The organism is Akkermansiaceae bacterium (assembly GCA_024233115.1).
Classification (GTDB): Bacteria; Verrucomicrobiota; Verrucomicrobiia; order Verrucomicrobiales; family Akkermansiaceae; genus Oceaniferula.
Genome location: JACKQB010000005.1, coordinates 551077 through 574716, shown reverse-complemented (window position 1 = coordinate 574716; position 23640 = coordinate 551077). Strand labels below are relative to the sequence as shown.

Genomic DNA, 23640 nt, shown 5'->3' with positions numbered 1-23640 from the left:
CTCCTTCGTCGTCAGCGGCCACAACCGGGTGAGAAGCGTCAGCCTCGGCCTTTATGGCACCGGGGAGGAGTCGGACGCCCTCCTGCCGACGGGAAACGTCACGATCCCACCGAACCGCCGGGTGCCGCGAATTGGAGCCGTCGTGGAGGTCCGCTACCTCCACGCCTTCCCGGAAAGCGGCTCCATCTACCAGCCCGTCTACCTCCACGAGCGCAACGACATCCCCGCCGCCGACTGCACCACCGAGCAGTTGAAATACAAACCCGGGACAGCGCCCGCCTGACCCAAACGGCGGACAAGGGACAAACGCAAAAACACACCGCCACGGAACCCGGAAACGGGTTCCGTGGCGGTATTTTTTACCCGGTTCACAAACGGGGCATTCCATCAGCCAAAACCCCGCTCATCCCCGGTGGGCGACAAGAGCGGCCTCAATGCGCTCAAGTATGTGGCGCAAATCTTCCGCCTCCATTTTCCGCATACCGGCAAGCATGTGCAGCTCCACTCCGGGAGCGATCCCGATCCTGTTCCATCTCTCTTCCACGCCGGGGGCCGCCGCCCCGTTTTCATGCCACATCGGTTGGATGCCGCCCGCATCACCGGACCTCGCCACCATTTCCACACCTCCCCGAAGCATCTCCTCCAACTCACCCGTGCCGCGCCCGGCCATCAGCCCGGCTATCCGTTCGGATGGAACCCGTTCCAACAGGAGCCTGCGCACGAGCACCGCCTGGACGAGGTGGCGAAAGTGATAGCATGCCTGACGCCCCTTCTTCTGCGGCGGGTCAATGCAGCCAAGCGTCTGGTAGTGGCGAAAGCTCCGCTCCGTGAACTTACGCCTCACCCGTCCCGCCCCCGGTCCCGGGGCACCGTGCAGGGGGGGAAGAGCATCAGTCACACGGTTGACGCGGTCGAGCACCTCGGTCATCGGAACCCCACCCCGCCAGTCGGCGTTTTTAGCTTTCTCGAACTCGCCCATCTTTGTGACGGCAAGCCTAGTGAACAAACCGGTCTCGTCCATGCGAATAATATTACATTGTTATTTGCAACTTTGCAATATTACTTGCATTAGTCGTCCGCCGGGTGTATGGTGCGAGTGTCCCGGGATTTGATGGAATCCCTGGGCCTCAACCATATCACAAAGGAAAAATGACCCAGAAAAAGAACACCACACCGCAGAAGACGAAGACGAAAACGAAACAAGCCAGGAATACGTCGGCGACCCAAGCGGAGCAAATCGAAGCTGCATTAGAGCTTTTGAAGCCGCAAATTAACTTTCACAAAGCCCTGGAGGACGCCAGTCAGCACGATGTTAGAATGCTCTGGGACGTGAGAGTCGTCCAGGGGAAGGATACACCATTCAGCCACGTGCATGGCTCGACCAGTTTCCCGGCAATGCTCGCACCCAACATGCTGGCCACGGCGCCAGAAAAAATTCAGCAGGCGGTCATCGAAAAAATCGTCCTGCCGCTTACAGCAGTCGTTATGGCAGCGTCGGATAAAGCAACCTTTGAGGGCATTGCAAGACGTGAGGCGGCCAAAGGCCATACAAGCGAGGAGGAATGCTACGCTGCGGCGGACGGTGAGACCCCCTGATCGGGCACCCCATGTGCGGAGAGCGGTCACCAGCATTACCGGACGGCGGCGCGGAGCTCTCCCGCCTCCTCGGCGCTTTCCGGGTGGACAGCCTGGGCGACGGCGACAGCGTCGCCGGCGTCAATCAACTGGCCTCCATGGCGATCGCGCTGGCGGATCTGGCGCGTCCCGGGAGTGGCATCGTCACCCCACAGCAACGGAGGCTTAAAATCGGCTGCAGCATACTCGCCGCGGGACCGGGCACTGCGAGCGGAATCCTCGACGAGGTGCTGCCGCCTGTCCGCAAGTGCCAGGACAACTTGCTCGCCCAACTGAACCGCCTGATCAAAAACGACAAGGAGGAGGAAAGCCGGACGAATGGCCGCCGATGGGTCTTAAACGTCAACCCAAGACCGTGCGCCGGGGAGACCGCCCTGTTTGACATTACGACAGGCGACCCGGAACTCGGGCCCCTGTTCGGAACACGGGCGGACCAGTGGGTGGAGGTCGTGGCGGCATACCCGACAGAAGGCATGGCGGATCTTGCGAGTAGGTCGAGGGTCTTCATCGCCGCCGCCACTCCCAGGCTATTGGAGCAACAACTGCCCGAGGCACACCTCGGCAGTCCACTCGTGGCGGCCAGCCTCAACCACGCGCCGGACGCCTCGAAATTTTCCACACTGTGCCCGGCGCTCATGGACGGCCTCATACCTGCGGGGCCATCGGGGGAAACCGTCACCGGCAGGCTGATTGTCACCGATGCGCGGGGGCTGCTTCGGGAGGTGGCCACGTCGGGTGACGACAAGACCGCGTGGCTGGGACGTCTGCTGTGGCTTGTGGAGGGCGGTGCGGGTCCGGTGCCGCCGCCTGAATGTGACTCCGCCGTCGGCATTGCCAACCTCGCTCCACGGTTCGAGCTTGCCGTCCAGAGAGCGTTCGCCGGCAGGCTGGACAACCACAAGCCCGCTCCGGTTCTCTACAAACATGATTTGGCCAAAATCCAGTCGCGGTGGATGCGATTTCTAAGTGACGTGGAGAAAAGTTGCCCCGGGATCACCCTGGTCGCGCGCAGGTTGCCCGCCACCCTCACCTACGGGCTGCGGCGGCTTGTCACGGCGGATGGCATTCCGGAAGGCTTCCGCTACACGAACGAAGGTGTTGAGGCCCTCGCCCGTCTGCTTGTCCAACGCATGGCCAACCACCGGGCCGCACTTCTTTTTTCCGCCGCCGACGGGCGCAGGCAGGAGGACAAGCTGAGGATTTTCAACAAGCTGGTCGAGGGTGCCGCCGACACCCGTTCGATATACCACCCTCTCCATCTTCCGGCCGACTACTGCAGGGAGCTGCTGCACGAGTTGGCCTCCGAAAACTTCGTGGAACGTAACGGCCGCCTCTGGAGTTGTGTCGAGGGCAGGGAGGTCACGGCGGGTTCCAGCCACCGACTGCAGTTGGATGTTTGATCGAGGGCTGGTGTGAGGTCTGTACAGGACAGGAAGTCCGGACAAAGGGGGGGAGTGTTTGTGTAAGCCCCGGAATATGCCCGCCATACGTGCGCGAGGGACACACCGGGCCGCTGATCAAAAAACGCTTGTGACAAGGGCGACAGCAGTGCAACCGGGCGACACGCTGCGATACTGTCGCGACTTGTCGCTGAAAAGAGGGACAACCGGGACAACTGGGACGTGAAGGACACGCTAAAAAAACAGTATGAGGACTCCACCCAGCCCATTACGCCACAAGTTGCGATTGTAGTTCATTCTTCCGTCGTCGTCCGAAACATCAGCCAGGTCCTCGTGCATCCGGTCTCTCCGAGCGATTGACAAGCCGACCTCATTACCAAATGGGGGCAGTGGCTAACCCGCTTCATGCATACGCTATACCAAGTTAAAAATCTGCATTACCTTCCGAAATTTCCCGCAGTGTCGCAGCCACGTCTCGGTCGATGTCGACGGGCAGCATAGTCGCCCCCCGAGTAACCACATCCTTGTCAATAACGACCAATTCCTCGTCGCTGCCGTCACTGCTCGCCTGCCTGTTGGCCATATCACCGCCCCCCGTCTCCCGATCTTCCCATTCAGGAGTCAGACGGACGTGACGAAACTTGCCCTTTCTGGAGCCAGATGTATCGGTAATCTGGCCTTCCAACTTTTTAAACGCCCAGTTGAGATCGCGTGGAGTCAGGTGGTAGAGCTCCGCAATATGAGGCGGAACGAAAAACTCTTTCTTACCTGAAGAACGTCGTGCTGTGAAGATGGCCAATATCGCTCTCGCCTTCCTGTCACCAAATTCCTTGAGTGCATCTCTCTCAACCACCCACGAACCGGAAGAGGGTTTTCGCTTGCTTTTCTGGCTAGTAGTATGGGTATGTTTTACCTTAGACATTAATAAGTTATAGAAGAGAAGGGGAATGACCATATGTGAGATTCTGAATCCCACATATGGTCTAACGCAGCTAGCCAGTGATTGGGGCACGACCAATAATGGGTGCCACGAGTTCCCAGAATTTGGCACCACGCTTATCCATGTAGTTCTGGCCTGGCATGACAAGTTCTACGTCAGTGGGGATCTCGATGCTAGGTGCCACAGCGGCGGCAGCACGAGACATCAACTGGCGAACTTCAGCCAGTTCTTCCTCCCAGCCATCCTCGTCCAGCTCCACCAGCACGGCATCGTGGACAGGAGCCACGACCCGGTGACCGGCTTCTTCCAGCGCGATGATTGCCACGCGTAGAATTTCGGCACCCGTGGCCTGCACTGGGAAGTTCGCAATAGAGGTTCCTGAGTCCTTGGATCGACCCTTACGTTGCCAGCCGAAGGATGTGGAGACGCTTCCTCCGCAGATGACGGTATCTATGACAGCCTGCCGCCAGCACCAGTAAGCAGGGTAGGAAGCCTGATGCTGTGTGATCAGTCGACGAGCAGCCGAGATCGAGATCCCGAGTTTCTTTGCCAGCGACTCCTCCCGCATACCGTATTGGACTGCGAGAGCAGCTACTTTGTAGGTGGCCCTCTCATTAGGGTGTGTTTCTTTGGTTGCACCATCGGGTACTGCTCCTGCACGGACAGCGAACGCCATATAGGGGTCCCCGCTGCGGTAATCATCCATCATAGCTGTATCGCTTGAGAGATAACCCGCTATTGCCGGCTCTTGCGCTGAGTAATCAACATAAGCGAGAACCTTACCCGCAGGTGCCGCGACCACTGAACGCAGCCACGCGCTGGCACCAAAGATGAACTTTGAGTTGGAAGGTTGATTCCGACCGGTATCGGAGCCAAAGGGGGCCAACATGCAGCGAAGTCTCCCATCTTCACCCACCGGGAACTCATGTTCCCGGACCTGGCCTCTCAACTTTTTGGCATAAGCCATCGTCTGAACTTCAGGGTAACGTGTTCCCATTTCTTTGAAAGTGTCCGCATCCAGTTTTGCCTGTCCCGAGGGCAATAGAGGCCATGGGATGTTGGCGCCACTGCACCACTCAAGCCAACCGGCATTCACGAAGTTGCCCGCTTCGTTAATAACGCCAGGATAAGCTTCGCGAGCATGTGCCCATATGGTTTCCTTTATTTCATCGGTCGACACCTGAAGCTTCCTGACCAGGTCAGTGTCAGCAGGGATGCCACGACTTTCGACCCGAGCGAGCGCCTTGAGATACCGCCCCCTGAGGATGGCTTCAGGCATGTTCATCTGCGGACTTAGACATTCCCAGATGGCCAAGCAGGCCTTCACATCGTCGAGACAGTATTCCATGAGTTCTTCACGCTTGTCGGGAGGAACCTCATCCAGCATAGCGAGGGTCCTCATGTCGTCCTTGTGTTCACAACACATCGTCTGCGCACCGCACATTTGGGCTACCGGCAGCAAGCCCCACCCCCCGCCGGGAGGTTTGACTTGTCCACGAATTCCTCGGGCCTCCGCAAGGGTATCGATGACCTCATCGGGTAATGGCCAGCCTAATGTGAGGAAGCAGGCAAGCTCGGCCATGGCGTAGTGGGCAACCATACGAAACTTCTCCGGAAACGGGCTTGGCGCGTTATGTCCAGCCAGCCAGAGCTTTCCAGACTCGCCAGTGTCCACATTATGCCAAGCTACACACTTGGGGCGAGGCTGTTCTCCTGGCGGGTGATCGTATTCAAAATCACCAATTATGGTATTCATAATCTATGGAAAACAGGTCCACCCACACGAAGCGGGTGGACCTGTAATGAGGTTGAATTAGTCGAGACCCAAATGGTGTTTAATGACAGGATGGTCCATGCTGTTGATAATCTCGAAAGCACCCGACTTGGAAGCGAAACGTAGCATTTCGCTCGCATTGGAGATTTCCTGAGGCCAAACTGGCTCATTACCCGCAGTGCGACGGCGGAAGACCTCCCAGTCCCCGCTGCCCCAAGAGATCCGAACCCATTCTTTCATCGCTTGCTCTGCGGCCGCGAAGGCCGAAACATACGAGTGGTGTGACTGTCGTGTCGTTGGCACCGGGACTGGCCACAAAAACGGAACCCCCGCATAATTCACTGCCAGCATTAACTGTACGTGCCGTACCATATCCCTGAGGGGTTCGATGAACTCGGGCAATACAAGGTAGTATTCGCGAGCGTCTTTGTTCTCGTAGATGTTAATGCTGGTTACGAGTTCCGGATGGCAGCGCACCCACTCATCCCCTTTGGGCTTCCTCATAGGGAGCGAGGTCAGCAATTTCTCCGACGGCACGACCTCATCGAGCGAGCGACCAAGGGCCGTCAAATCATCGAAGATATCTCCACCTTTAGGGGTGACTTCTGTCGGGTTTTTGCTAGTATCTTCGGTGGAAAGAGGCTCGGTATTGTCGCTTGGGCTCCCTTCCTCAGACTGCATCGTTAGCTCGGTGCAGTCGTCTTTTTCTGCATCGCCTGGTGGCTTGGTATAATCATTGTCCATAGGTTCTTTTGGGTTCGTATTGTTTTGGTCATGTTCTCCGTCCGGCGGAGTGGGCTTGTTATTATTGGGGTTCACTTTACTATCTGGGTTGGTGTTGTTGGTGTCGGGGGTTTCTTTTTTGGGTTCCTCCTCTGGAGGATTAATTGTAGTCATGGTATTTGTATTGTTCGTTTTATGGGACTTAGGCGGCTGCCCGGGTGCCCAGAGATTCCCGGCCAGAAATTTGCACATGTATCTTCAGTCTTCTCCCTCAAGAGCGAGTGCCACCGCATCGAGATCAAAGCGGACACACTTCTTTCCTAGGCGCAGGCTGGGGATAGTTCCCGCAGCAGCGAGCTGGAGAATGTAACGCGAAGTGACGCCGTAGAGCCGGGCTACGTCGGATGCTCTGACGTATGCGCTCTCTTCGAGTTGAATTTTCGGAATATGATGTTTATGCTTCACAGCCCTCCTTTTACCTCGGAGGGCGCGGGCGTCAGTAGCATGACCTGCTACTTAAAAAATACTTAGCGTCAGAGTTTAGGCTTGACCGTAGCAAGTTGGAAACCCGGTGAGTTGGGGGCTCTATGCCTAATGGTTTACCAGAGTTTCGAACCCTTCTTGGAGGAATTTTTTAACTCCTGCACGTGCAGATTCTGCGCTAGCTATACGTTTCGAGATTCCCTCAGGCCATTTGTAGTTAGCGAACTTACCTTCACATTTTGAGGCGACCAAACAAAATGCGGCCTCAACCCAGAGAACCATATTTGATTCTGTTAATGGCTCAAGTAATGCGGCTTTTCTAATCCAAATGTTTTCCAAGTTCCACGGCGCAGCTGGGGTAAGTCTTGGAGCTGCGTATTTAGGGTGTTCCGCTAAATCTATTAGCTTAGAGATAGGGTAGGGGTCTTCTTTCGCGTCGCCGTCTCTCAACTCCTCTAGATGTTTCTGCGATCTTGGTTTTGTTCTCTCGTGCTCCAAGATCCGAAAAATTTCTAAGCAGATGGGTAAGGGCGTAGTGTTCCCTCTAGGAGATTTACTCAGGCAAGCTGCGATGGAGCCTCCAAGATTTATAGGAGGCATAATCTCTTGTAGCTTTCTGTTGCGCTGGTAGTCCGTAGCTGAAGCAGATATGGGCCAATACCATGAGTAATTTATAAACTTCTTTACCTTAGGGGCTATTCGGTTTGTTAGTTTTTGCTGGATCAGACTATCGGCTATTTCCGTGATCAGACGAACTCGATCTGTTGGAGGGCGCCCGTCATTCTCGACCAATATGCGAAAGGGGAACGAAAATTTTGAAGGAGGCAGTTCTCCAAAGGCGGGGCCTATTGCCTGTTTTATGGTGTTCACAGGAACCGTGGCTAAAGCGCTAACAGCGTCTTCAAGCTCCTCTCTCCACGAATTAGCCTGCGGCGAATCGGTCGTTACAGATTCAGCTGGCGGATGTCCGTTGTGCTGCTGCGCGCTAACAGCTTCCTGAGCTAAAAACATAGCAATCTGATTCCCGAGAAATGCCAACTCCTTAACAGCTTTCTCGTAGCCGAGCCCAGCACAGAGCATTAGATCCTCTACCCATTCTCGTGCGGATTGGAGGGAGCGCGTTAGATCTAATTCCGATTCTTCTTCAATCGGTTTTCTAAGGTGCTCTATCGGTGCCGCCTTAACGGATGCTTTTAGTTTTATGCACGCAGCTAGTATCTCGTCATTATTCATGGTTTAGCCTGATGTTTGTAGGTTGCCAGTCAGGAGTTTGGGTCCAATGGACGTAGAGTAAAAAATTCTTTGGCCTGAGCTTTAGTAGCTCTGCCAAGGTAGTGTTTCCTGAGGGTCTCCACACCGCCTACATGCCCGAACTCGAAAAGCATCGATTCAAGCGAAACCCCTGATGCAATGGCATAACTTGCATGGGTATGCCGAAGCGCGTTCTGTGGCCACTTGCCGCGTGTAGGCTCTGGTGGAGACCCTAGGAGAGGGGACGACACATCCCAGCCCGCCAGCCTTCGGACGGCACAGTCGATTTGACGCCAGTTTGGACAGTGCTTGAACGGATACACTGAGAGCCAGGATCGGAGCGTATCACTTAAAGCGATATGCCTCCTGCGACCTTTTTTAGTAATCTCACCGGGTAGATCGATGCCCTCGTCATTGACGTGTTTTTCTTCCAAGCGGTGTAACTCCTCGGCCCGTACGCCGGCGAATAAAGCAACAGCGTACATGGGGACAGCAAGAGGATAGGCTTCTTCTGCTACTTGCAGTAGAGTGGCGGCTTCTTCGGGAGAGAGATACTCGATCTCCTTATCAGAACCCTTGCGTGGAGATTCTACATTGGAAAATACATTCTTGTCGCACCAGTCGTGCTTGTCACACCAGTTCCAGAATGCGCGAGCATTTCTTCTATGCAGTGCGTAGGTAGCAGAGCTTATTCCGGTGGTCTTAATAGCACCGGTTATCTCTTCAGCGGTGATAGTAGAAAGCAGTCTTCCAGGCATCGCGGCCATCATACGAGTTAAGGTCAGCCGGTAACTTTTGATGCTACGAGGGCGAAGGCCATCTAAGCTCTTAAACCACGCTTCGTAGGCATCCTCTATGGCTACGCTAGCCTCTTGCAGTTTAAGCTCTTTGGCTACTCGCTGGGCCGCTTCCGTTAGCGATAGACCCCAAGGCTTCAATATGGCTGAGGCCTTGGCCGCGTCTTCAGCTAGTGCGGGTCGGATAGCTGAAGCGCCAGCTCCGTGTTTGTTGAACTCATCCCTGAGCTTGATGGTATGCTCCTTGGCTAGATCGCGTGTCTTATGAAAATGACGCTCACGTTTCCCGGATTCAGTCATCGACGCCGGGACGTTAACCATCCATCCTGATGGCGTCTTCTGGATCTGGAATTTAGGGGTCCGAGGCATAATCTGTCGGTGTAATATTACTGCCCGTATTGCCTCTAAAAGTCGAGAATATACCGAACATGGGTGTTGTTGAAGAATATTAAGAACTAAGCATCAAAGGGTTACGAAAACACCGTCCGACTGTAAATCTGCTCTCGTATGAGTACGCTGGTTCGAATCCAGCCCTGCCCACCACTTTATAATGAAGGAGTTACGAGAAATCGTAGCTCCTTTTTTGATGCTAGAGAATTCCGTGATGGGCAGATGATGGGCAGTTTCATTAGCCCTGATATGTCGCCATCCGTCCTTATTTGGCATTCACAAAAAACGTGTATTTCCGTGATTGAATTTACTACGGCAATTCTAATCAAATGCCATTGACCACGATTTGATCGATATCGTGTTCACGAAAACGAACGGTGTCCCTCAAATAGACCTTCTTCAAAATGCCTTCCTTAGCCAGCCTGTCGACCGTGCGAGTGGAGACAGATAGACGCTTCGCCACCATTTGTTTGGTGATAAGCCTCTCGCTGCTTGTCTGTGGAAGTTCGTGCATCGTCACTATGGGGTTGTTCCCTGATGAAAAGAGTCCAATCCCTTCGATTTTAAACCGTAAATCTTCCCTAAATCGTTTTACCCGCAAGGGCGAGCTTGTTTTCCTTTCCAAGTCGTTGCCTAGCGGTTTCCCTGAATATCAGATTCCAACCTCGCAAAGCGATTAGATAAGCGCCAAACTAACACCGCAGATATCCAAGAAGTAGCAATCGCCTATCTTTATGTAGGTAGAGATTTCACATCGTATTTATATTCAAACAACACGAGCCAAAGAAAAAAGAAAAAAACCATCCCTACCCAGCAATAATTACGAGGTAGATGGTGGAGGTATGATGCCTCGAAGATTTAGACCGACGATTTATGAAGGAAAATACGATTGATGATGAGGATATAAGAATCCTCTTAATGGAGGATGATCCAGGCATTCACCAAAGCGCATTATTAATGCTCTATGATCGAATAGCCGAACCCGTGATCGGCTTTTTAAGAAAAAAATTCATTGTTTTCAGTGACCACGATTTGGAGGAAGTTTTTGGGAATACTATTATTGAGCTTTCTGAGGGGATTAAAGCAGGCCTAGTCGATCTGGAAAAACCGTTAAAAAACCTGGTAATAAAAATAGCCTGTAGACGAGGCATAGATCTTCTTAGGAAAAAAAACCCTAAGCGCAAAGTTGATCCAGACTATCATGGAGATATAGCAAGTATCTTAATATCATCTGGGGTATCGTCTGACTGGGCGGTGCTAGCTTCCCAAGGCGTGGCAGCAGATATCATTGAGGAATTTAGAACTTTAATTCCAACTCTGCCACGAATGCAGCGCATTGTTGCAGATGCCATGGAAGGGGCCTTTCCAATTAGCCTCTCCGTGGACGAATTATGTCAGGAAATCGAGAAAAACACAGGAGAGCGCCCTACATTGGCAAGTGCAAAAGCCGCAAGGTTGGCTCTTCGCAAAAAATTCAGCGATGTGCTATATTGTAAGAACTGAAATCGAAGCAACTCAAATTATACCAAATAATGATGAATCCAAAATATGATGATAAGGCACTGGATGCTCTCATTGCAGCATCTCTTCTTCCCGTCAGGGATGAACCCACTGATATGGATGTGGAGACGTGTTTTCAGGACGCTTCAAATGAGAACCGGGGAGATGACAGCAAACTCATACTCTCAATCAGAGAGAGTTTAGTTTCAAAACTATCTGGAGAATATACGCCCCAATCTGACGAAATTGAAGTAGCAGAATCGCAATATGAAATAGCAGCTATGAATCGTGACAATGCTGATGATGATTTTGACGAGGATACCCGCTCTTCGATTGAGGAAGTAAGAAATAAAATATTGGAGGAGCTACGTAACAAGCGCAAAGAGCAGGATGATCAGTAAAAATGAAACACTCGCTGACGAGGTGCTTGACGCTCATGAAATAGAGCAAGCACCTGTTGATGTCTTTGGTATTGCCACAAGAGAAAACATTAGCCTTTGCCCAGTCACGAAATGTAGTTCTGATTTTTTTGGGCGCATTGAGTATCATACTGAAGTAAATCGGTTTCTCTTGTATTACCCTGACAATTTAGATGCGGCAGAAACGCGTGTTAGATTTTCAGTCGCTCACGAACTTGGGCATTTTTTTATCCCAGAACATCGCGAAGTTCTCATGAGTGGGAAAACTCATAATTCTCAGCCCGGTTTTTTTTGTGATGAACCCATGGAACGTGAAGCTGATGCATTTGCTGCTGCGCTGTTGATTCCCTCGATCCTTCTAGAAAAGAAAATGGCGAGAGACTCCGTGCTCACCCTTGAGCAAGTTTTAGCCGTTGCCAAGGAATGTAATGCTTCTAGAGAATGCTCAGCCATTCGTTACACCAAATTTACAGAAGAGCCCTGTGTGGTAGTAATTTCAGAGAATGGCGTGGTGAAATACGGGATTCCATCGGATGAAGCGAATGCAATGGGTTACTGGATTTCCAAAGGATCGAAAATTCCCACCTGTTCAGCGGCATCGTCTACAGATTCTACTACAAACATCACGGAGAAAAAGTTTTGTTCGAAGACATGGTTTCCTACTTCATTCAGAGAAATTGATATGTGGGAGGAGTCAATATCTTTAGGTTATGGAGGATTGATTCTGACTATGCTCTCATGGGACGCGGTCGATTAACTGATTAAAATAGTCAGTTTTTTTTAACAAGAACCATCCCTCCTGCCAAGTTCTTACGAGGTATTTAATGAAGGCAAGCGCCTCATTAATTCAACTCGCAAGAATATGAAGACAAACACAAACGGCACTAAGGCCGAATCAAAAACAGTAGAGGTTACCATTGATGGTAAAAAGTATCAGATCAAACCTGGAAAGTATCCAGTTGCTCGTATCAAAAATAAACCCGATCCAAAGATCCCTCAAGAGGACACTCTTTGCATGCTTATTGATGGTCGCGTGACCTCAGTAGAAGACAAAGGCCATATTGAGATCGTTGGAGGAGAAGTTTTTGCAAGCAACTGCCCAAGTGGCGGAGCATCATAAGCAGATGATAAACCACGAGGAAATTGAGGCATTGCGTAGTATATGCCCTGAGTTATCTCTAGGTGAAGAGTCTGGGACTGAATACATTCTTATTGGCAAACTGATACTGCCAGAAGGCTGTACCCCTGAGTGTGTCGATGGGTTACTTTGCCCGACGCCACGCGATGGATACAGTTCCAGGCTTTTTCTCTCATCAGAGGTTGCGCATCACGGGCAAGGCAAAAATTGGAACGCTAAGGGCGTATTAATATTGGGAAAGCGATGGTGGGCTGTTTCTTGGAAAACACCCGAAGAGCAGACACTACTCCAAATGTTTCAGAACCACTTAATTGCATTTAGAAAATGAAACCCTTACTGAAAATTTCTGATGCCTTGTTAACGCAAGTCCTTGATGATCTTGATCGACCTCACGATCATGCATATGAACGACTAGGATTTCTTTCTTTCAAAGTCATATCCAATGGAGAGCAGCCGTTGTTACTTTGTCATGATTATCATATAATACCTGACGAACATTACATAGAAGATATGTCGTGCGGGGCCAGAATGTCAGAGGAGGCAATTCATGCGGCTATGCAACGCTCCATAGATTCTGGATCTGGACAATTATGGGTTCATACTCATGGGCGAGACTACTCTACGATCCCAAGCCCGACAGATCTGGAAGAAGGGCCTAAGGTTGCCCGAAGTATATCTAATATTAGTCCGGGTCAGTTACATGGCTGGGCGGTGCTGTCGGAAAGATCTCTATCAGGTCAGATTCTTGCTCTCGATAGAACTATTAGCCCGCTGCAAAAGATGACAGTAGTAGGGTGGCCCATGACTCTGTATAAAGGACGTGATGCTCTATTTTACGAAAACCATACTTCACAAGATGATCGTTATGATCGTCAAAGCTTTCTTGGTAATGATGCTGCGGGTGTAATAGCAGGAGCAAAAATTGGCATTATTGGATTGGGTGGGGGAGGAAGTCATATCAACCAACAGCTGGCTCACATTGGCTTTCAAAATACAGTTCTCTGCGATTACGACACAATTACCAACACCAACTTGAATCGACTTGTTGGAGGAACGAAAGGCTGTGTCGAGGATGAGTTAGACAAGACGATTGTCGCAGAGGTTTTATATAGAGGCTTACAGCCTGATGCTCTGATTGACTCACGACCTCTACGTTGGGAAGAGAAAATAGAAGCCCTGAACGATTGTGATGTAATTATCGGCTGCGTTGATAGTTTCTCGGCTCGCCGCGATATTGAGTATTTTTGTCGAGCCCGAATGATTCCGATGATTGATATTGGGATGATTGTGGTGAACGACTTAGAGAGCCCTCCAAGGATGCATGGCCAGGCAGCGATATCAATACCTGGAGAAATCTGCCTTCATTGTTTAAGGGTTATTACTGAGGAAAATCTTGCTGAAGAGGCCCAAGATTATGGAGCAGGACCACAGCCTCAAGTTGTGTGGCCCAATGGGGTGCTTGCTTCTACTGCTATTGGATACTTGATGCACCTAGTAACCGGATGGAGCAGACATGGAGCCATGCCAGCTAGAATGGATTATAATGGCATTGAGCAAACATTAAAGCCATCCGGATTATTGTCTCTTTTGTCCGGCATCAAGTGCCCACATTATTCCCAAAAAGACTTGGGAGACCCTGTCATAAAACCACTCTGATACCGCTATCTATACCCCGTTAAGGTGAAGGGTCTAAGCCCTGCGGATTCATGCTCTATACGTGCCGCAATCGTCTACATTCCCAGATCGAGGTCGTTTTTTTGCTCAAGGCGTTGTTTCTCAGCAATTAGGCGCAGCCTTTCAGCTTCTCTGACCTGTTGTTGAGCAAGTTCCTGCTCGGAAGTAGGAAGCGCGGCCTCCAGTAACTTGTGTTCGGCGAGTGCTTGCTGATAGAGTTCAGCGATTTCTGGCTCGTTCTCCACACGATCCATGACCTCGTTATACTGCTCCGAATCAGCTTCACCAGTGATGGCAAGCTCGATCAGGAAGCCGATTTCTAATTCTTCGGGATTGTCCATGATGTTAGTGGGGAAAGAGTTCGTTGGCTAAGTCGGGGTCGACTTGATAGAGGGCTTTTCTTAATTCTCCTGTAAGAGTGTTCGAGACGATTTTCTTGATGGTTTTCCAGGCATTTTGAGCTGAGCAACCCAGCTCCGAGCCGATTTGCTCGTATGTCCATTTCTCGACGTAGTATTTTTGCAACAGATCACGCTCGAGGACGGAAAGGTTGGCATAAGCGGATTGGAAGGACTCCTTTAAAACAGGCTCTTGATAGATGTCATCCTCATCAGGGGTTTCAGGAAGATGTTCCGGCATTTCTACCTCGTTTCGGCGGGTGCGCTCGCGAAACCGTTTGTTGGCGTTGTTCCGGACAATGGTGAAGGCGTAGGCTTTGGGGCTTCGAATGGAGTCAGGCTTCTTTTCGAGAGTTCGCACCAGCGCAATCAACGCATCCTGAACAGCATCCTCAGCATCGTGACTTGATAATCCCACCGAGAGCGCAAAACGGGTCAGAGGGCCTTCCAGCTCATTGATCCAGTCCTCAGTATTATTTGGTTCTTGCGCAGATTCCATCGTCTCATGGGGGATGCCCCATATGAAGAGAGTAACGAAAATGAGGATTTAAACCAGAAATATGGGAAAAGATGAAATTTCTTTATATTATCCATGGCGAAACGCTCATGGATAGCAGAGCGTCAGTATTCGTTTGGCAGCAGAATCGTCGTCACGGATCGATCCGCTTCGGTGATGACCCAGAATTTGGTGCCAGTGAGGAAAATGTAGTGGGAAAGGTTAACCGCTGGTTGCTATAATTTATCCGTTATTGTCCTTTTTGTTACCATGTTTGGAGAGGGCGGTGACCCTCTCCATTTTTTACTACCGATGCCAAAACACGTGAGTTTCGCCATTATGGTCAATGGTGAAGATGTCGTTGATCTCCATGTCTCTGGCGTACGCCTCATAATCAAAGTAGAAGCGTAGATTTTCAGGGATGGAATCAAGCTGTCCAGTTTCTTCGAGAAAATCCTGACACCAGCTAACCAGATCAATCGAAGATCCTGCGTAGCAGTCTTCGTAAGCATCTATTTCCTCAGGTTTTAGATCCTTGCCCATATGGCCGCAGAACTCACAGAACAGCTCCCAGTCTATCGTAAAGGCTTCCGTCAACTTGAAAGCATCTTCAATCTCGCTGAGGGTATCCATTCTAGCATATTCACTGAGATTTCCGCAGGACTCGTGATCATGCACGGCATACTCCTCGGCATCATCTACGGGAGAGGCCTCAAGCATCGATTTGATGGCATCCCCAATATCCACAGATCCGTCCAAGGTGATCCATTCACCGTGGAGAATACCAGCGTTATAGCTAGCTAGACAAGCGACGTATATTCTAGGTTCGTAAGTCATATTATTTTCCTTTTTTAAATTAAGCATAGGCTTCATGCCCGCTCATGAAACCTTGCCTCCTGGCGAAGGTGGGGGGTGTGAGGTCAAGGGGAGGGGAATCACCCAGCTTGCACAAACGAATGCAATGAAGAGCGGAAAGTTGGGGAAACCCCTTTACCTCAGAGGGGGGCAACGCCCCCCTAATTTTTAAACCCGGCGCACGGTCATGGTTCGCGCAGCGAGGCCATGACGGTGAACGGAAACCGGGGGTGGTGCAGAACTGGCGTTGGTCGGAACAAAGAGAGGAGACGTTAGCAGGGCGAGTCTCCGTCTTTGTGCAGAGCCAACGCGAGTGAGCACGAGGCGCGGAGCAAAACAAGTCGGTCAGTCCGTTTGAAAAATCACGGCGTAAGCCGACATCTCAGAGGGTTTGGGAGGGTGCCTCCCAGGAGAAGGGGTAGCGGTGCATGCAGTAGCCGCGAGGGGAAGGCTTTCCCCACTCAAATCAAACAAACATGGAAATGATAATTTTCGTTAGGTCAGACTATTCCTCTGGAATCCTGAGTGATTCCAGCTACTTACATCCATAGTATTTTAATTCTATGCACCTTTAGGGGGATGATTATTCACCGAATTCATTTGGCACCATGACGGTGGTAATGATCCGGTTCGGCTGTGTGATGATGAGAAAACGTTCGCCGCTGCTGGGATCGATGTAGGCCGACAGAATCCATCCACCAGACCGCAAAGCCTGCTCGTTGCATTTCTTCTCACGATCATCTAACAATCCCCAGTCGCCACACTGGTGCCGACGCAAGGCATCGGTGATCTGGTCGTCGGCCAAGGTGGTCGCCGCTCCCGGCGTGATCATCACGCGGCCAAGGTGGAACTTGAGTGGTTTGGGTAACGGCATCCGGTGATGACCAGATGCCGCGTTGCGATTACCCACGGCTATTCCTCACTCTCTTTAGCATCAGCTTCTGCAGCCTTTAACTTCTGAATCGAAGTATGTGCATCGGCAGCGATCTTCGACAGAGTTGGCAAGTCCTGCTCTCGGAATGAATCCGTTTGTTTCCATTCCTCGTCCTGGCGGAAATGCCGGGTAAAGGTCGTGTTCAGGAAATCGCCCTTCTCACCTTTGTTGCGCCAAATGGCGGCCTCAACAGCCCCATAACGCAAGTTGTGTTCCGGTCTTTTTGCTTGTTGTTCTGCTCCCATGATTGTTCTCCAAATTGGGTAAAATGAGCAACAAGCGTATCATAAAACATCGTTCTAGTCGCAAGAACCGAGCGACCGCTCTAGAAAAAGTATTTAAAAGCCATCAATTTAGCTTATGACAGGAAAATAGCTCATTAGCGATGGGTTAAATACTGCGGTAATTTCGTTAGGAATTAGATGTTATTTGGAATTATCATCACCCTTGTTCGTTGATTGGGAATCTTGATCCTTGGTTGGTTTCTCAGCTTCCTTGGCCTTTGTCTGTTCTTGAGCTTTGGACTTATCTCCATTTTTTTCAGGATCGGCTTTATCTTCATCATCCAGATCTATGATGGGAGCAGGTGCTTGCTTTTCATCATTAGCGCATTTCTCCAGGAACGTTTTGGTAGCACTTTTAGCCTGACCAGCTTTCTTTTTGAGCCAATTGAATTCAATCGGAGTTTCTTTGGCTGGATCGCTTTCCGGAGCTGAACCAGCTGATTGAGGTAGCTTATTGAGGTAACTGCCACGTAGGGTTTCCCTGAAAGGTTTTTTCTCCTCATCCGTGCTGCGAAGGGCTTTTAACCATTTGTCCCAGCAGCGCAGGAAAAACAAATCGAGGAAAAAGAACCAGCCTCTTTTGAGCAACATGAAAAGTGCAAATACTAGACCCAACATGGGATACCCAAACATGGCTGGATAAAAAGCCCATGTTTTCCAAAACCAGAGCCGCTGCAACTCACCGACATACAATGCCAGGAGTCCAAGTAAGTATGCTGTAAGCGTGGAATCCCCAACCACAAGTCTTGAGCTAAGCCTGAAGGCTGGAGTTTCATCTTCATCGAAGCCGTCCTCGAGACGACGGAGACAGTCAATGACACCTAGAATGGGAACAAGTATCGCGATAACTATCAGGAAATGGGCTTGGAAACTAATCACCAGCAGCAAGAACACATGGAACATAAGAGGCCTGCGTATCCGCTGATAGGCCTCGAGTGCTTTGACAGCATCCTCAAGATGTTCCCTGTAGTCCTCGGGGGATTGGAAGCTGCTTTTTTTCTGCAAGTGGTTCATGATTCTATAGTTAAGCGGAGCTGCCAGCTGATTGTGGTAACTTACGAAGGCGAACGCCTCGGAGGTATTTTCTGAATCCGGTTTTCGTCTTCGACCCTTCAATTCCTACAAGCCAATCATCCCAGCATTTCAAGAAGAACAGATCCATAAAGAAAGAAAAACCGCCTAGGAAGAGATTAATGAGTCCGAGTAAACCAGTCACTACTGCTGGATAAAAAAGCCAGGTTCTCCAAAACCACTCCCACTTGAGCTCTTTGAAATAGTCGTCAACCGGAGGGATAAAGACCTCTTTGATAGCGCTGCCAGTGAAACGAAATTTCATCTTTAATGTGAATATGGGCTTGTCAGTTTCTTCTTCCAGAAATCCATCTTCGAGATGGCGAATGCAATTAATCAAACCAAGCAATGGTAATATAATCAGAAGATCGAAGGCGATTAATACCAATTTCCAGAGCATCCATGGTATGCTGTAATCAAAATCGATTCCCGTAAATATCCAGTACGTGATATGATGACTCCAGTCAAAACTTACCCAAGGTTTGAAAATTACTAATACCAGAAAAATATGGAACATCAGCGGTCGACGAATTTTCTGGTATCTTTCCAGAGCCCGGCAGGCATCCTTTGCATACTCACGGTAGTTCTCAGGTGACTGGAAACTACTTTCTGGATTGTCGTTACGCATTTAACCTAAGTCGTCTCCCGTTATTGTCCGCGGCATCTCTGAATCGGAGCTGTTAATCGGTTCTAAAAAGCTTGTGCCTAACACCTGTTCAAGTCTAGCTCTGATGCCTTCCGGCATTTGTGGCTTGATGATCGATATCTGTTTAAGGCCAGCGATGCCAAGGCGGTTGAAGTCATCCTCATCCCAATCAGTAAGACGCGTATGCCGTGCATCCAGTGGCATTTCGTTGGGGAAATCAGAATTTTCTCCAGGCACACGATTGTAGGTTCCCTCATCGGTGAACAAATGTTTGCCGAGTATGTTGCTCTGATAAAAATGGCTATTGATACGAAAGACCCCTTGGCATCCATCTTCGAGGCTCACCTTCGGTATATCGCTGCTGAACTGGGCTGGCAACCAGAGGGCTTCTGATTTGGTCATGTGAGTTTTTGATTCACTGCGGCTGTACTGTTGCCCAAAGGTTTCGCTCTCTGAATTTTGAGTTTCGAGGAACTCATGTTGTCCTAACACTTCAGATGCCCATTTCTGAGTATCAGGTTCAGTGCTGTTGATATGTAGGATTCCCATGTTAGAGCAATTGCCGATAATCTCACGTGACTTTTCTTTACCGTAAACTTCATCGACACCGAATATGTCTTGAAAACCCAAGACCAAGCATGAGCCTTTGCTTCGACCTAGGCCAGCAAGGTCGGACATACTGTCAATTTTTCCAAGCTCTCTAAATTCATCGAGGAAGAAGAAGTTTTGTTCGTCCCTTTCGCCTGGTCGCGATAGCACCTGCTTGGTGATAAAGGACATCAAAATGTTGTTGAGCACCGCTAAAGGAGCTTTTTGCTTCGGGCTGTTGCCAAGAATGAGAACGCTTTGACTATCGAGCCAATTGGCCAAACTGATCACCCTACCCTCTTTTCGAGATTTATGCCATGAAGATGCTACTGCGGATAATTTATCGAGGCCTTCAGTGAGTGTGCTTCTGACATTATTGAAGGTGTTTTGAGGCTCAAAATGTTCCAGAAGGCTCTCAGTGGCAGAAGTGCTAGCAAGAAGGAAGGCGAGGCGTTCCACCGTCTTGGTAGCCAGAATCAAATCCCGTAATTCCCATTGTTGTGGGCAGTGTTGCTGGAATACCTCAATGAGTCCCCTCAGAATTCCTCGTGCTGCTTCTGGAAAGTAAGGCTGCTTTGAACCTCGCGGCAGTGGAATCAGAATGGATGCCAAATCCTGAGCTTCGGCAGGAGACACAACATCGTTGCAAATATCCCAAGCATAAGACCTGGCATCGAGTGGATTCATGATCTTAATGCGATCCGGACTCACGCTCATTGATGCAATTTTTGATGTGAGGTCGCTTTTGGAATCATAGACTACGGCTCGCACCTGGCTTCCTTCTTCCATGATGCGAGGTATCACCGTTTTCATCAGTAACAAGATTTGCACGGTTTTTCCTGAACCTGGAGAGCCGACAAGAACAATACTTTTGCGTAGCTCGGAAAAAGAATGAAACAACTGACCAAAGAGGTAGGGGTGCTCGGGATCAGGGACAAGCTGCCCTCGCATTTTTGGATTAAGTTGATTGCCCCTCATGAAAGTTCTTCGATATCTATCACCTTTGAATAAGAACCAAAACCCAATCGCTAGACAAGCAGTAAATCCGATTATGCAAATGACAGTAATTGTATCTTCCAATTTTCCTTCCTTAAATACCTAACACTTTCGTTGTCGTCCTGCTCTCAGCAGTCCGCTTCCTTTCCTGTTCCTCTTTCAGTTTTGCCAAGGCAAGCTCCTTGATGTTGTCGCGCTCCATACGACGGACTAAATCTGTTAGCCTATCTCCAGCCTCGTCGCGAGTGGTGAATATCTGGGTGCGTTGTTTTGCTCGGCTCATCTGGACATAACTGATCTGCCGATCCATCATGGTTTCGTTGGTGAGCACAAAGGCATTCTTTACGGTAGCCCCCTGGGATTTGTGGGTGGTCACCGCATAACCAAGACGGATATCGGCATAATCCTTCACTGAAAATGTGCGCACCTGAGCGCGCTTCTTTTCCTCGTGATCGATTTCGATGGAAATGGTTCCCAAGTGTTCGTTAAAACGCCGCACGGTACCGAATGTGCCGTTTTTTACATCCAGTGACTTGTTGTTACGGGTGAACACCACCCGGTCATTTTCATGGAAATCGTAAATACCCACCTTCAACGACTTGGTGGATAGTTTCTCCCTAGCCAGCCTTTCAGCCTGAGCCTGCTCATTCAGTTCGAACACATCTAGGTTGGTAGCAGCAAGCATCAGATTCTCGGCTGGGCGCTCGCAGCCTTTGGCCGCCCACTCCGTAACGAGATCTGAGAGGGCCATGTCCCGGTCGTCTCCGACCTTCAAATCCCCTGCTTTGGCATAGCGAGTGAGAGCTTCCCTAACGTTACCTTCAGCCATGGCTTGCACCGTTTTCTTAGCTTCCTCGCATTCCTGCCTAAATACCTCGGTTAGCCGCTCTTGTCCGATTTCCTCGGTAATCGCCTGAAACGCACCACCCTGAGTGATCGCCTGCAACTGCTTGCTGTCACCAATGCAAACCAGCTTGGCTCCACTTTCCTTCACGTGATTGACGATCTTGGCAAAGCTCCGTGTATCCACCATCGCAGCCTCGTCAACAACCAGCACCGTGTTATCATCCATGCCCTCTTGCTGCTTCATTTCCAGAAAACGTTTTTTTGCGGTGTCTTTGTTCCATGTTGGATTGAATGCCATCGCCTTGAGTGGGTTGAGTGTCGATTTTTTGTATTCAACCCAATTCTTAAAATCCTCCTTCGCCTTCTGTTCATCCCACTTGTGCATGACCTTATCTTGATACCACAAGAATCTTGCAATGGTTTGTGACTCAATGGCCGCACCCTCTTCAAGTCCCTGGGCTGCTTTCCCCGCCAAAGCGAGACCCCTTACCTGATAACCCGATGCCTCCAGGGCTTCACGAACCGGCTTTAGGATCGTCGTTTTTCCAGTACCTGCATCACCCGTAATCGCGGTGATCTTACCATCACCAGAAAGAATATGCCGCACGGCTTTTTCTTGCTGTGGGGTAAGTGGTTTGCCCTCATTTTCTGATTTTGTAATCGCACGGTCAATGGCCTTGGCCTTCACCTTCATGTTGTCGGACTGCGCGAGATCGTGCACATCCGATATCATGGTTTGCTCGATCTGTAGGTGTTCTTGGGTGGTGTAGTAATGCTCTCCCCCAGTCATGCCCAGCCGGACTAACTGATCGCACTCCAGTACCTCGCGAACGGCATCGATTGTCTGCTCCGCTGAGATTCCCCGTCCCTGAGCATTTTCACAGGCGTAACGAATCGCTTCTTTTTCGGTGAAGCAGGCTTGGGAACACATCATGACTTCAACAGACTCCCAAGCTGAAAGCTTGGCGAGATTATCCTGAATAGATTCCCGCTGGGGTCGGGTCACCCCAAGCAAATTGGCCAACTGATCGGTACTCCAGCCATACGATATTCCGGTTTGCTTCCATGACTTGATGAGGTCGGAACGGCTGATCTGTTGTTTGGTCGTTCTTGTTGTTAGCGTGGCAATAGAGCTGGCCACGGCTCCGCTGACTCCTTTCTCTGCCAGCGCCTGTTCGATTTCCTTACGCCTTGCGGAAAAATGATCACAAAGCTCATCCTGAACCCCGGCCACTTTGAAAGAAAAATCATCCCTGATGATATCCAGCCCAAGACGTTGCTGTAATTGCGCGGCAAGCTCGGCACGATAGATGGCTCCTGCTGTCATCTTGTGCTGATAGAGTTTTTCAGTTTTCAGGGTTCCAGTGGTTCCATCCTGACGAACGCAGGTGTTGATCAACAGGGCATGGGTATGGAGTTGAGGTTGCTCGGCTCGGCTGGTTCCGTGCTCAAAGGTAGAAAAGATACACTTGGCCTTTTCAACGATGCGACCGCCCTTGCCTCTTCGAGTATAGCCACACTGTTCTTCGAGATATTCGAGAGCCGTCTCCACGGCCTCCTGCTGGGCTTCTCGGATTGCCTGTGCCGTGGCAGCATCGGACTGGCTCCACGCCACTGACACCGATTTGGGCGCTGAGAAGGTCAGATCCCAGCCAGCGCAGCGGGTTGATTCGGATTGTTGTACCAACCGTTTGCCTCGCAGCTCTCCCGCAAACAGATCTGAAAACTCCTTGCTTCGGATTTCACCAGAGAGGTTTAGGGCGGTGGCTCCCTGACCTAACCATTTTCCCGGAGGCTCGCCCCCTTCGAGGTAATAATCCTCCTTGGCAAGCTCGTCATAATAAGCGTGCTGTCCAACGGACATTTTGCCAATCGAAAGCATCAATGCAGCCTCCTCGTTGATAGGTTGTTTTCAACCCAGGATGTTGCCTCGGATTTCGATAATTCGGCCTTGCTGCCCACCAGGATCAAAAGAGCCTTGGTCGCGGCGATCTGATCGCGCCGCAGGGCCACCAATTCGTCCAGAATTTGGGAGACGCTGTTGCCGTCGAGTTTCTCTAGGATGGCCTCCAGAATGAACTGGGTGGACGTGATGCCATCACGTTCAACAGCGAGTTCCACCTGCTGCCAGATTTCAGGATGTACCCGGAATGATTTGAGAATTTTAGACATGGGAATGGCTCTCCTTTTTATAACAGCGTTCTAGTATACGCGATAAGACCCCGTGGTTTCAACGGTTTCGGGCTTTTGTAGAATGACCATGTCATACGGATCGTATGACGGCGTTTTAGAGGCATATGAGCTGACTGATCAGCATTCCAGCGGCCAATCTCGCACCAGCGTATGACATTCAGGTGCATCAGGTGTGATAATTTCCTACTCATTACCCTTTGGAGTCCACC

General features: G+C 50.4%; 26 protein-coding genes and 1 tRNA gene. 9 read left to right on the top strand and 18 right to left on the bottom strand.

Annotated elements, in window-relative coordinates; translation table 11 throughout:
* Nucleotides 1-283 (top strand): hypothetical protein (locus H7A51_16140; GenBank protein ID MCP5537750.1); only part of this gene is annotated, 283 nt, incomplete at its 5' end.
* Between the two features lie 120 nt (nucleotides 284-403).
* Here H7A51_16140 and H7A51_16135 read toward each other — a convergent pair.
* Nucleotides 404-1021 (bottom strand): hypothetical protein, encoded by a 618-nt coding sequence (locus H7A51_16135; GenBank protein MCP5537749.1) that lies wholly within the window; start codon nucleotides 1019-1021, stop codon nucleotides 404-406.
* A 128-nt stretch (nucleotides 1022-1149) separates the two neighbouring features.
* Between H7A51_16135 and H7A51_16130 the strand changes: the two genes are divergently transcribed.
* Nucleotides 1150-1596: a hypothetical protein gene (locus tag H7A51_16130; GenBank protein ID MCP5537748.1), complete on the top strand. Its 447-nt coding sequence runs from the start codon at nucleotides 1150-1152 to the stop codon at nucleotides 1594-1596.
* Between the two features lie 11 nt (nucleotides 1597-1607).
* Nucleotides 1608-3035, top strand: coding sequence for a hypothetical protein (locus H7A51_16125; GenBank protein MCP5537747.1), 1428 nt, complete (start codon nucleotides 1608-1610; stop codon nucleotides 3033-3035).
* 424 nt (nucleotides 3036-3459) lie between these two features.
* Here H7A51_16125 and H7A51_16120 read toward each other — a convergent pair whose 3' ends face one another.
* The 6 genes from H7A51_16120 to H7A51_16095 form a co-directional block, all read right to left on the bottom strand.
* Nucleotides 3460-3990: a hypothetical protein gene (locus H7A51_16120; protein MCP5537746.1), complete on the bottom strand. Its 531-nt coding sequence runs from the start codon at nucleotides 3988-3990 to the stop codon at nucleotides 3460-3462.
* Between the two features lie 37 nt (nucleotides 3991-4027).
* Nucleotides 4028-5731, bottom strand: a complete 1704-nt coding sequence (locus H7A51_16115; GenBank protein ID MCP5537745.1) for a DNA polymerase I — start codon at nucleotides 5729-5731, stop codon at nucleotides 4028-4030.
* A 57-nt stretch (nucleotides 5732-5788) separates the two neighbouring features.
* On the bottom strand, nucleotides 5789-6646 hold the full coding sequence (locus H7A51_16110) for a hypothetical protein (protein MCP5537744.1): 858 nt from the start codon (nucleotides 6644-6646) through the stop codon (nucleotides 5789-5791).
* A gap of 84 nt (nucleotides 6647-6730) precedes the next feature.
* The gene (locus tag H7A51_16105; GenBank protein ID MCP5537743.1) at nucleotides 6731-6937 is read right to left on the bottom strand and encodes a hypothetical protein; all 207 of its coding nucleotides are present in this window, start codon (nucleotides 6935-6937) and stop codon (nucleotides 6731-6733) included.
* Between the two features lie 126 nt (nucleotides 6938-7063).
* Nucleotides 7064-8188, bottom strand: a complete 1125-nt coding sequence (locus H7A51_16100) for a hypothetical protein (protein MCP5537742.1) — start codon at nucleotides 8186-8188, stop codon at nucleotides 7064-7066.
* A gap of 29 nt (nucleotides 8189-8217) precedes the next feature.
* On the bottom strand, nucleotides 8218-9372 hold the full coding sequence (locus H7A51_16095; GenBank protein MCP5537741.1) for a hypothetical protein: 1155 nt from the start codon (nucleotides 9370-9372) through the stop codon (nucleotides 8218-8220).
* Nucleotides 9373-9433: 61 nt separating this feature from the next.
* Here H7A51_16095 and H7A51_16090 point away from each other — a divergent pair.
* Nucleotides 9434-9546 (top strand) — tRNA-Tyr (locus H7A51_16090).
* 172 nt (nucleotides 9547-9718) lie between these two features.
* Here H7A51_16090 and H7A51_16085 read toward each other — a convergent pair.
* Entirely contained in the window at nucleotides 9719-9907 is a 189-nt protein-coding gene (locus tag H7A51_16085; GenBank protein MCP5537740.1) for a hypothetical protein, read from the bottom strand.
* A gap of 359 nt (nucleotides 9908-10266) precedes the next feature.
* Between H7A51_16085 and H7A51_16080 the strand changes: the two genes are divergently transcribed.
* The 5 genes from H7A51_16080 to H7A51_16060 all read left to right on the top strand — a co-directional run bounded on the left by H7A51_16080 (nucleotide 10267) and on the right by H7A51_16060 (nucleotide 14106).
* Nucleotides 10267-10896 (top strand): sigma-70 family RNA polymerase sigma factor, encoded by a 630-nt coding sequence (locus tag H7A51_16080; GenBank protein ID MCP5537739.1) that lies wholly within the window; start codon nucleotides 10267-10269, stop codon nucleotides 10894-10896.
* Between the two features lie 29 nt (nucleotides 10897-10925).
* Nucleotides 10926-11294 carry a hypothetical protein gene (locus H7A51_16075; GenBank protein MCP5537738.1) on the top strand — a complete coding sequence of 123 codons (369 nt, stop codon included), beginning with the start codon at nucleotides 10926-10928 and terminating at the stop codon, nucleotides 11292-11294.
* Entirely contained in the window at nucleotides 11284-12069 is a 786-nt protein-coding gene (locus H7A51_16070; protein ID MCP5537737.1) for an ImmA/IrrE family metallo-endopeptidase, read from the top strand. The genes H7A51_16075 and H7A51_16070 overlap by 11 nt, the downstream gene beginning before the upstream one ends.
* Before the next feature lie 105 nt (nucleotides 12070-12174).
* On the top strand, nucleotides 12175-12432 hold the full coding sequence (locus tag H7A51_16065; protein MCP5537736.1) for a hypothetical protein: 258 nt from the start codon (nucleotides 12175-12177) through the stop codon (nucleotides 12430-12432).
* A gap of 342 nt (nucleotides 12433-12774) precedes the next feature.
* Entirely contained in the window at nucleotides 12775-14106 is a 1332-nt protein-coding gene (locus tag H7A51_16060) for a ThiF family adenylyltransferase (protein ID MCP5537735.1), read from the top strand.
* A 74-nt stretch (nucleotides 14107-14180) separates the two neighbouring features.
* Here the strand turns inward: H7A51_16060 and H7A51_16055 are convergent, their stop codons facing one another.
* From H7A51_16055 to H7A51_16010, 10 genes are all read right to left on the bottom strand, one after another.
* Nucleotides 14181-14465, bottom strand: a complete 285-nt coding sequence (locus tag H7A51_16055) for a hypothetical protein (protein ID MCP5537734.1) — start codon at nucleotides 14463-14465, stop codon at nucleotides 14181-14183.
* Nucleotides 14466-14469: 4 nt separating this feature from the next.
* Complete coding sequence (locus H7A51_16050; protein MCP5537733.1) at nucleotides 14470-15021, bottom strand: RNA polymerase sigma factor; 552 nt, start codon at nucleotides 15019-15021, stop codon at nucleotides 14470-14472.
* Between the two features lie 303 nt (nucleotides 15022-15324).
* Nucleotides 15325-15855 (bottom strand): antirestriction protein ArdA, encoded by a 531-nt coding sequence (locus H7A51_16045; GenBank protein MCP5537732.1) that lies wholly within the window; start codon nucleotides 15853-15855, stop codon nucleotides 15325-15327.
* A 601-nt stretch (nucleotides 15856-16456) separates the two neighbouring features.
* A complete protein-coding gene (locus tag H7A51_16040; GenBank protein MCP5537731.1) occupies nucleotides 16457-16747 on the bottom strand; it encodes a hypothetical protein in 291 nt (96 codons plus the stop codon).
* 38 nt (nucleotides 16748-16785) lie between these two features.
* On the bottom strand, nucleotides 16786-17052 hold the full coding sequence (locus H7A51_16035; GenBank protein MCP5537730.1) for a hypothetical protein: 267 nt from the start codon (nucleotides 17050-17052) through the stop codon (nucleotides 16786-16788).
* A gap of 180 nt (nucleotides 17053-17232) precedes the next feature.
* Entirely contained in the window at nucleotides 17233-18105 is an 873-nt protein-coding gene (locus H7A51_16030) for a hypothetical protein (GenBank protein ID MCP5537729.1), read from the bottom strand.
* Between the two features lie 10 nt (nucleotides 18106-18115).
* On the bottom strand, nucleotides 18116-18790 hold the full coding sequence (locus H7A51_16025; protein MCP5537728.1) for a hypothetical protein: 675 nt from the start codon (nucleotides 18788-18790) through the stop codon (nucleotides 18116-18118).
* Nucleotides 18791-20374, bottom strand: coding sequence for a type IV secretion system DNA-binding domain-containing protein (locus tag H7A51_16020; GenBank protein MCP5537727.1), 1584 nt, complete (start codon nucleotides 20372-20374; stop codon nucleotides 18791-18793).
* A gap of 112 nt (nucleotides 20375-20486) precedes the next feature.
* Nucleotides 20487-23120, bottom strand: coding sequence for a relaxase domain-containing protein (locus tag H7A51_16015; protein ID MCP5537726.1), 2634 nt, complete (start codon nucleotides 23118-23120; stop codon nucleotides 20487-20489).
* Nucleotides 23120-23410, bottom strand: a complete 291-nt coding sequence (locus H7A51_16010) for a hypothetical protein (GenBank protein ID MCP5537725.1) — start codon at nucleotides 23408-23410, stop codon at nucleotides 23120-23122. The genes H7A51_16015 and H7A51_16010 overlap by 1 nt, the downstream gene beginning before the upstream one ends.
* Between the last annotated feature and the right edge of the window lie 230 nt (nucleotides 23411-23640).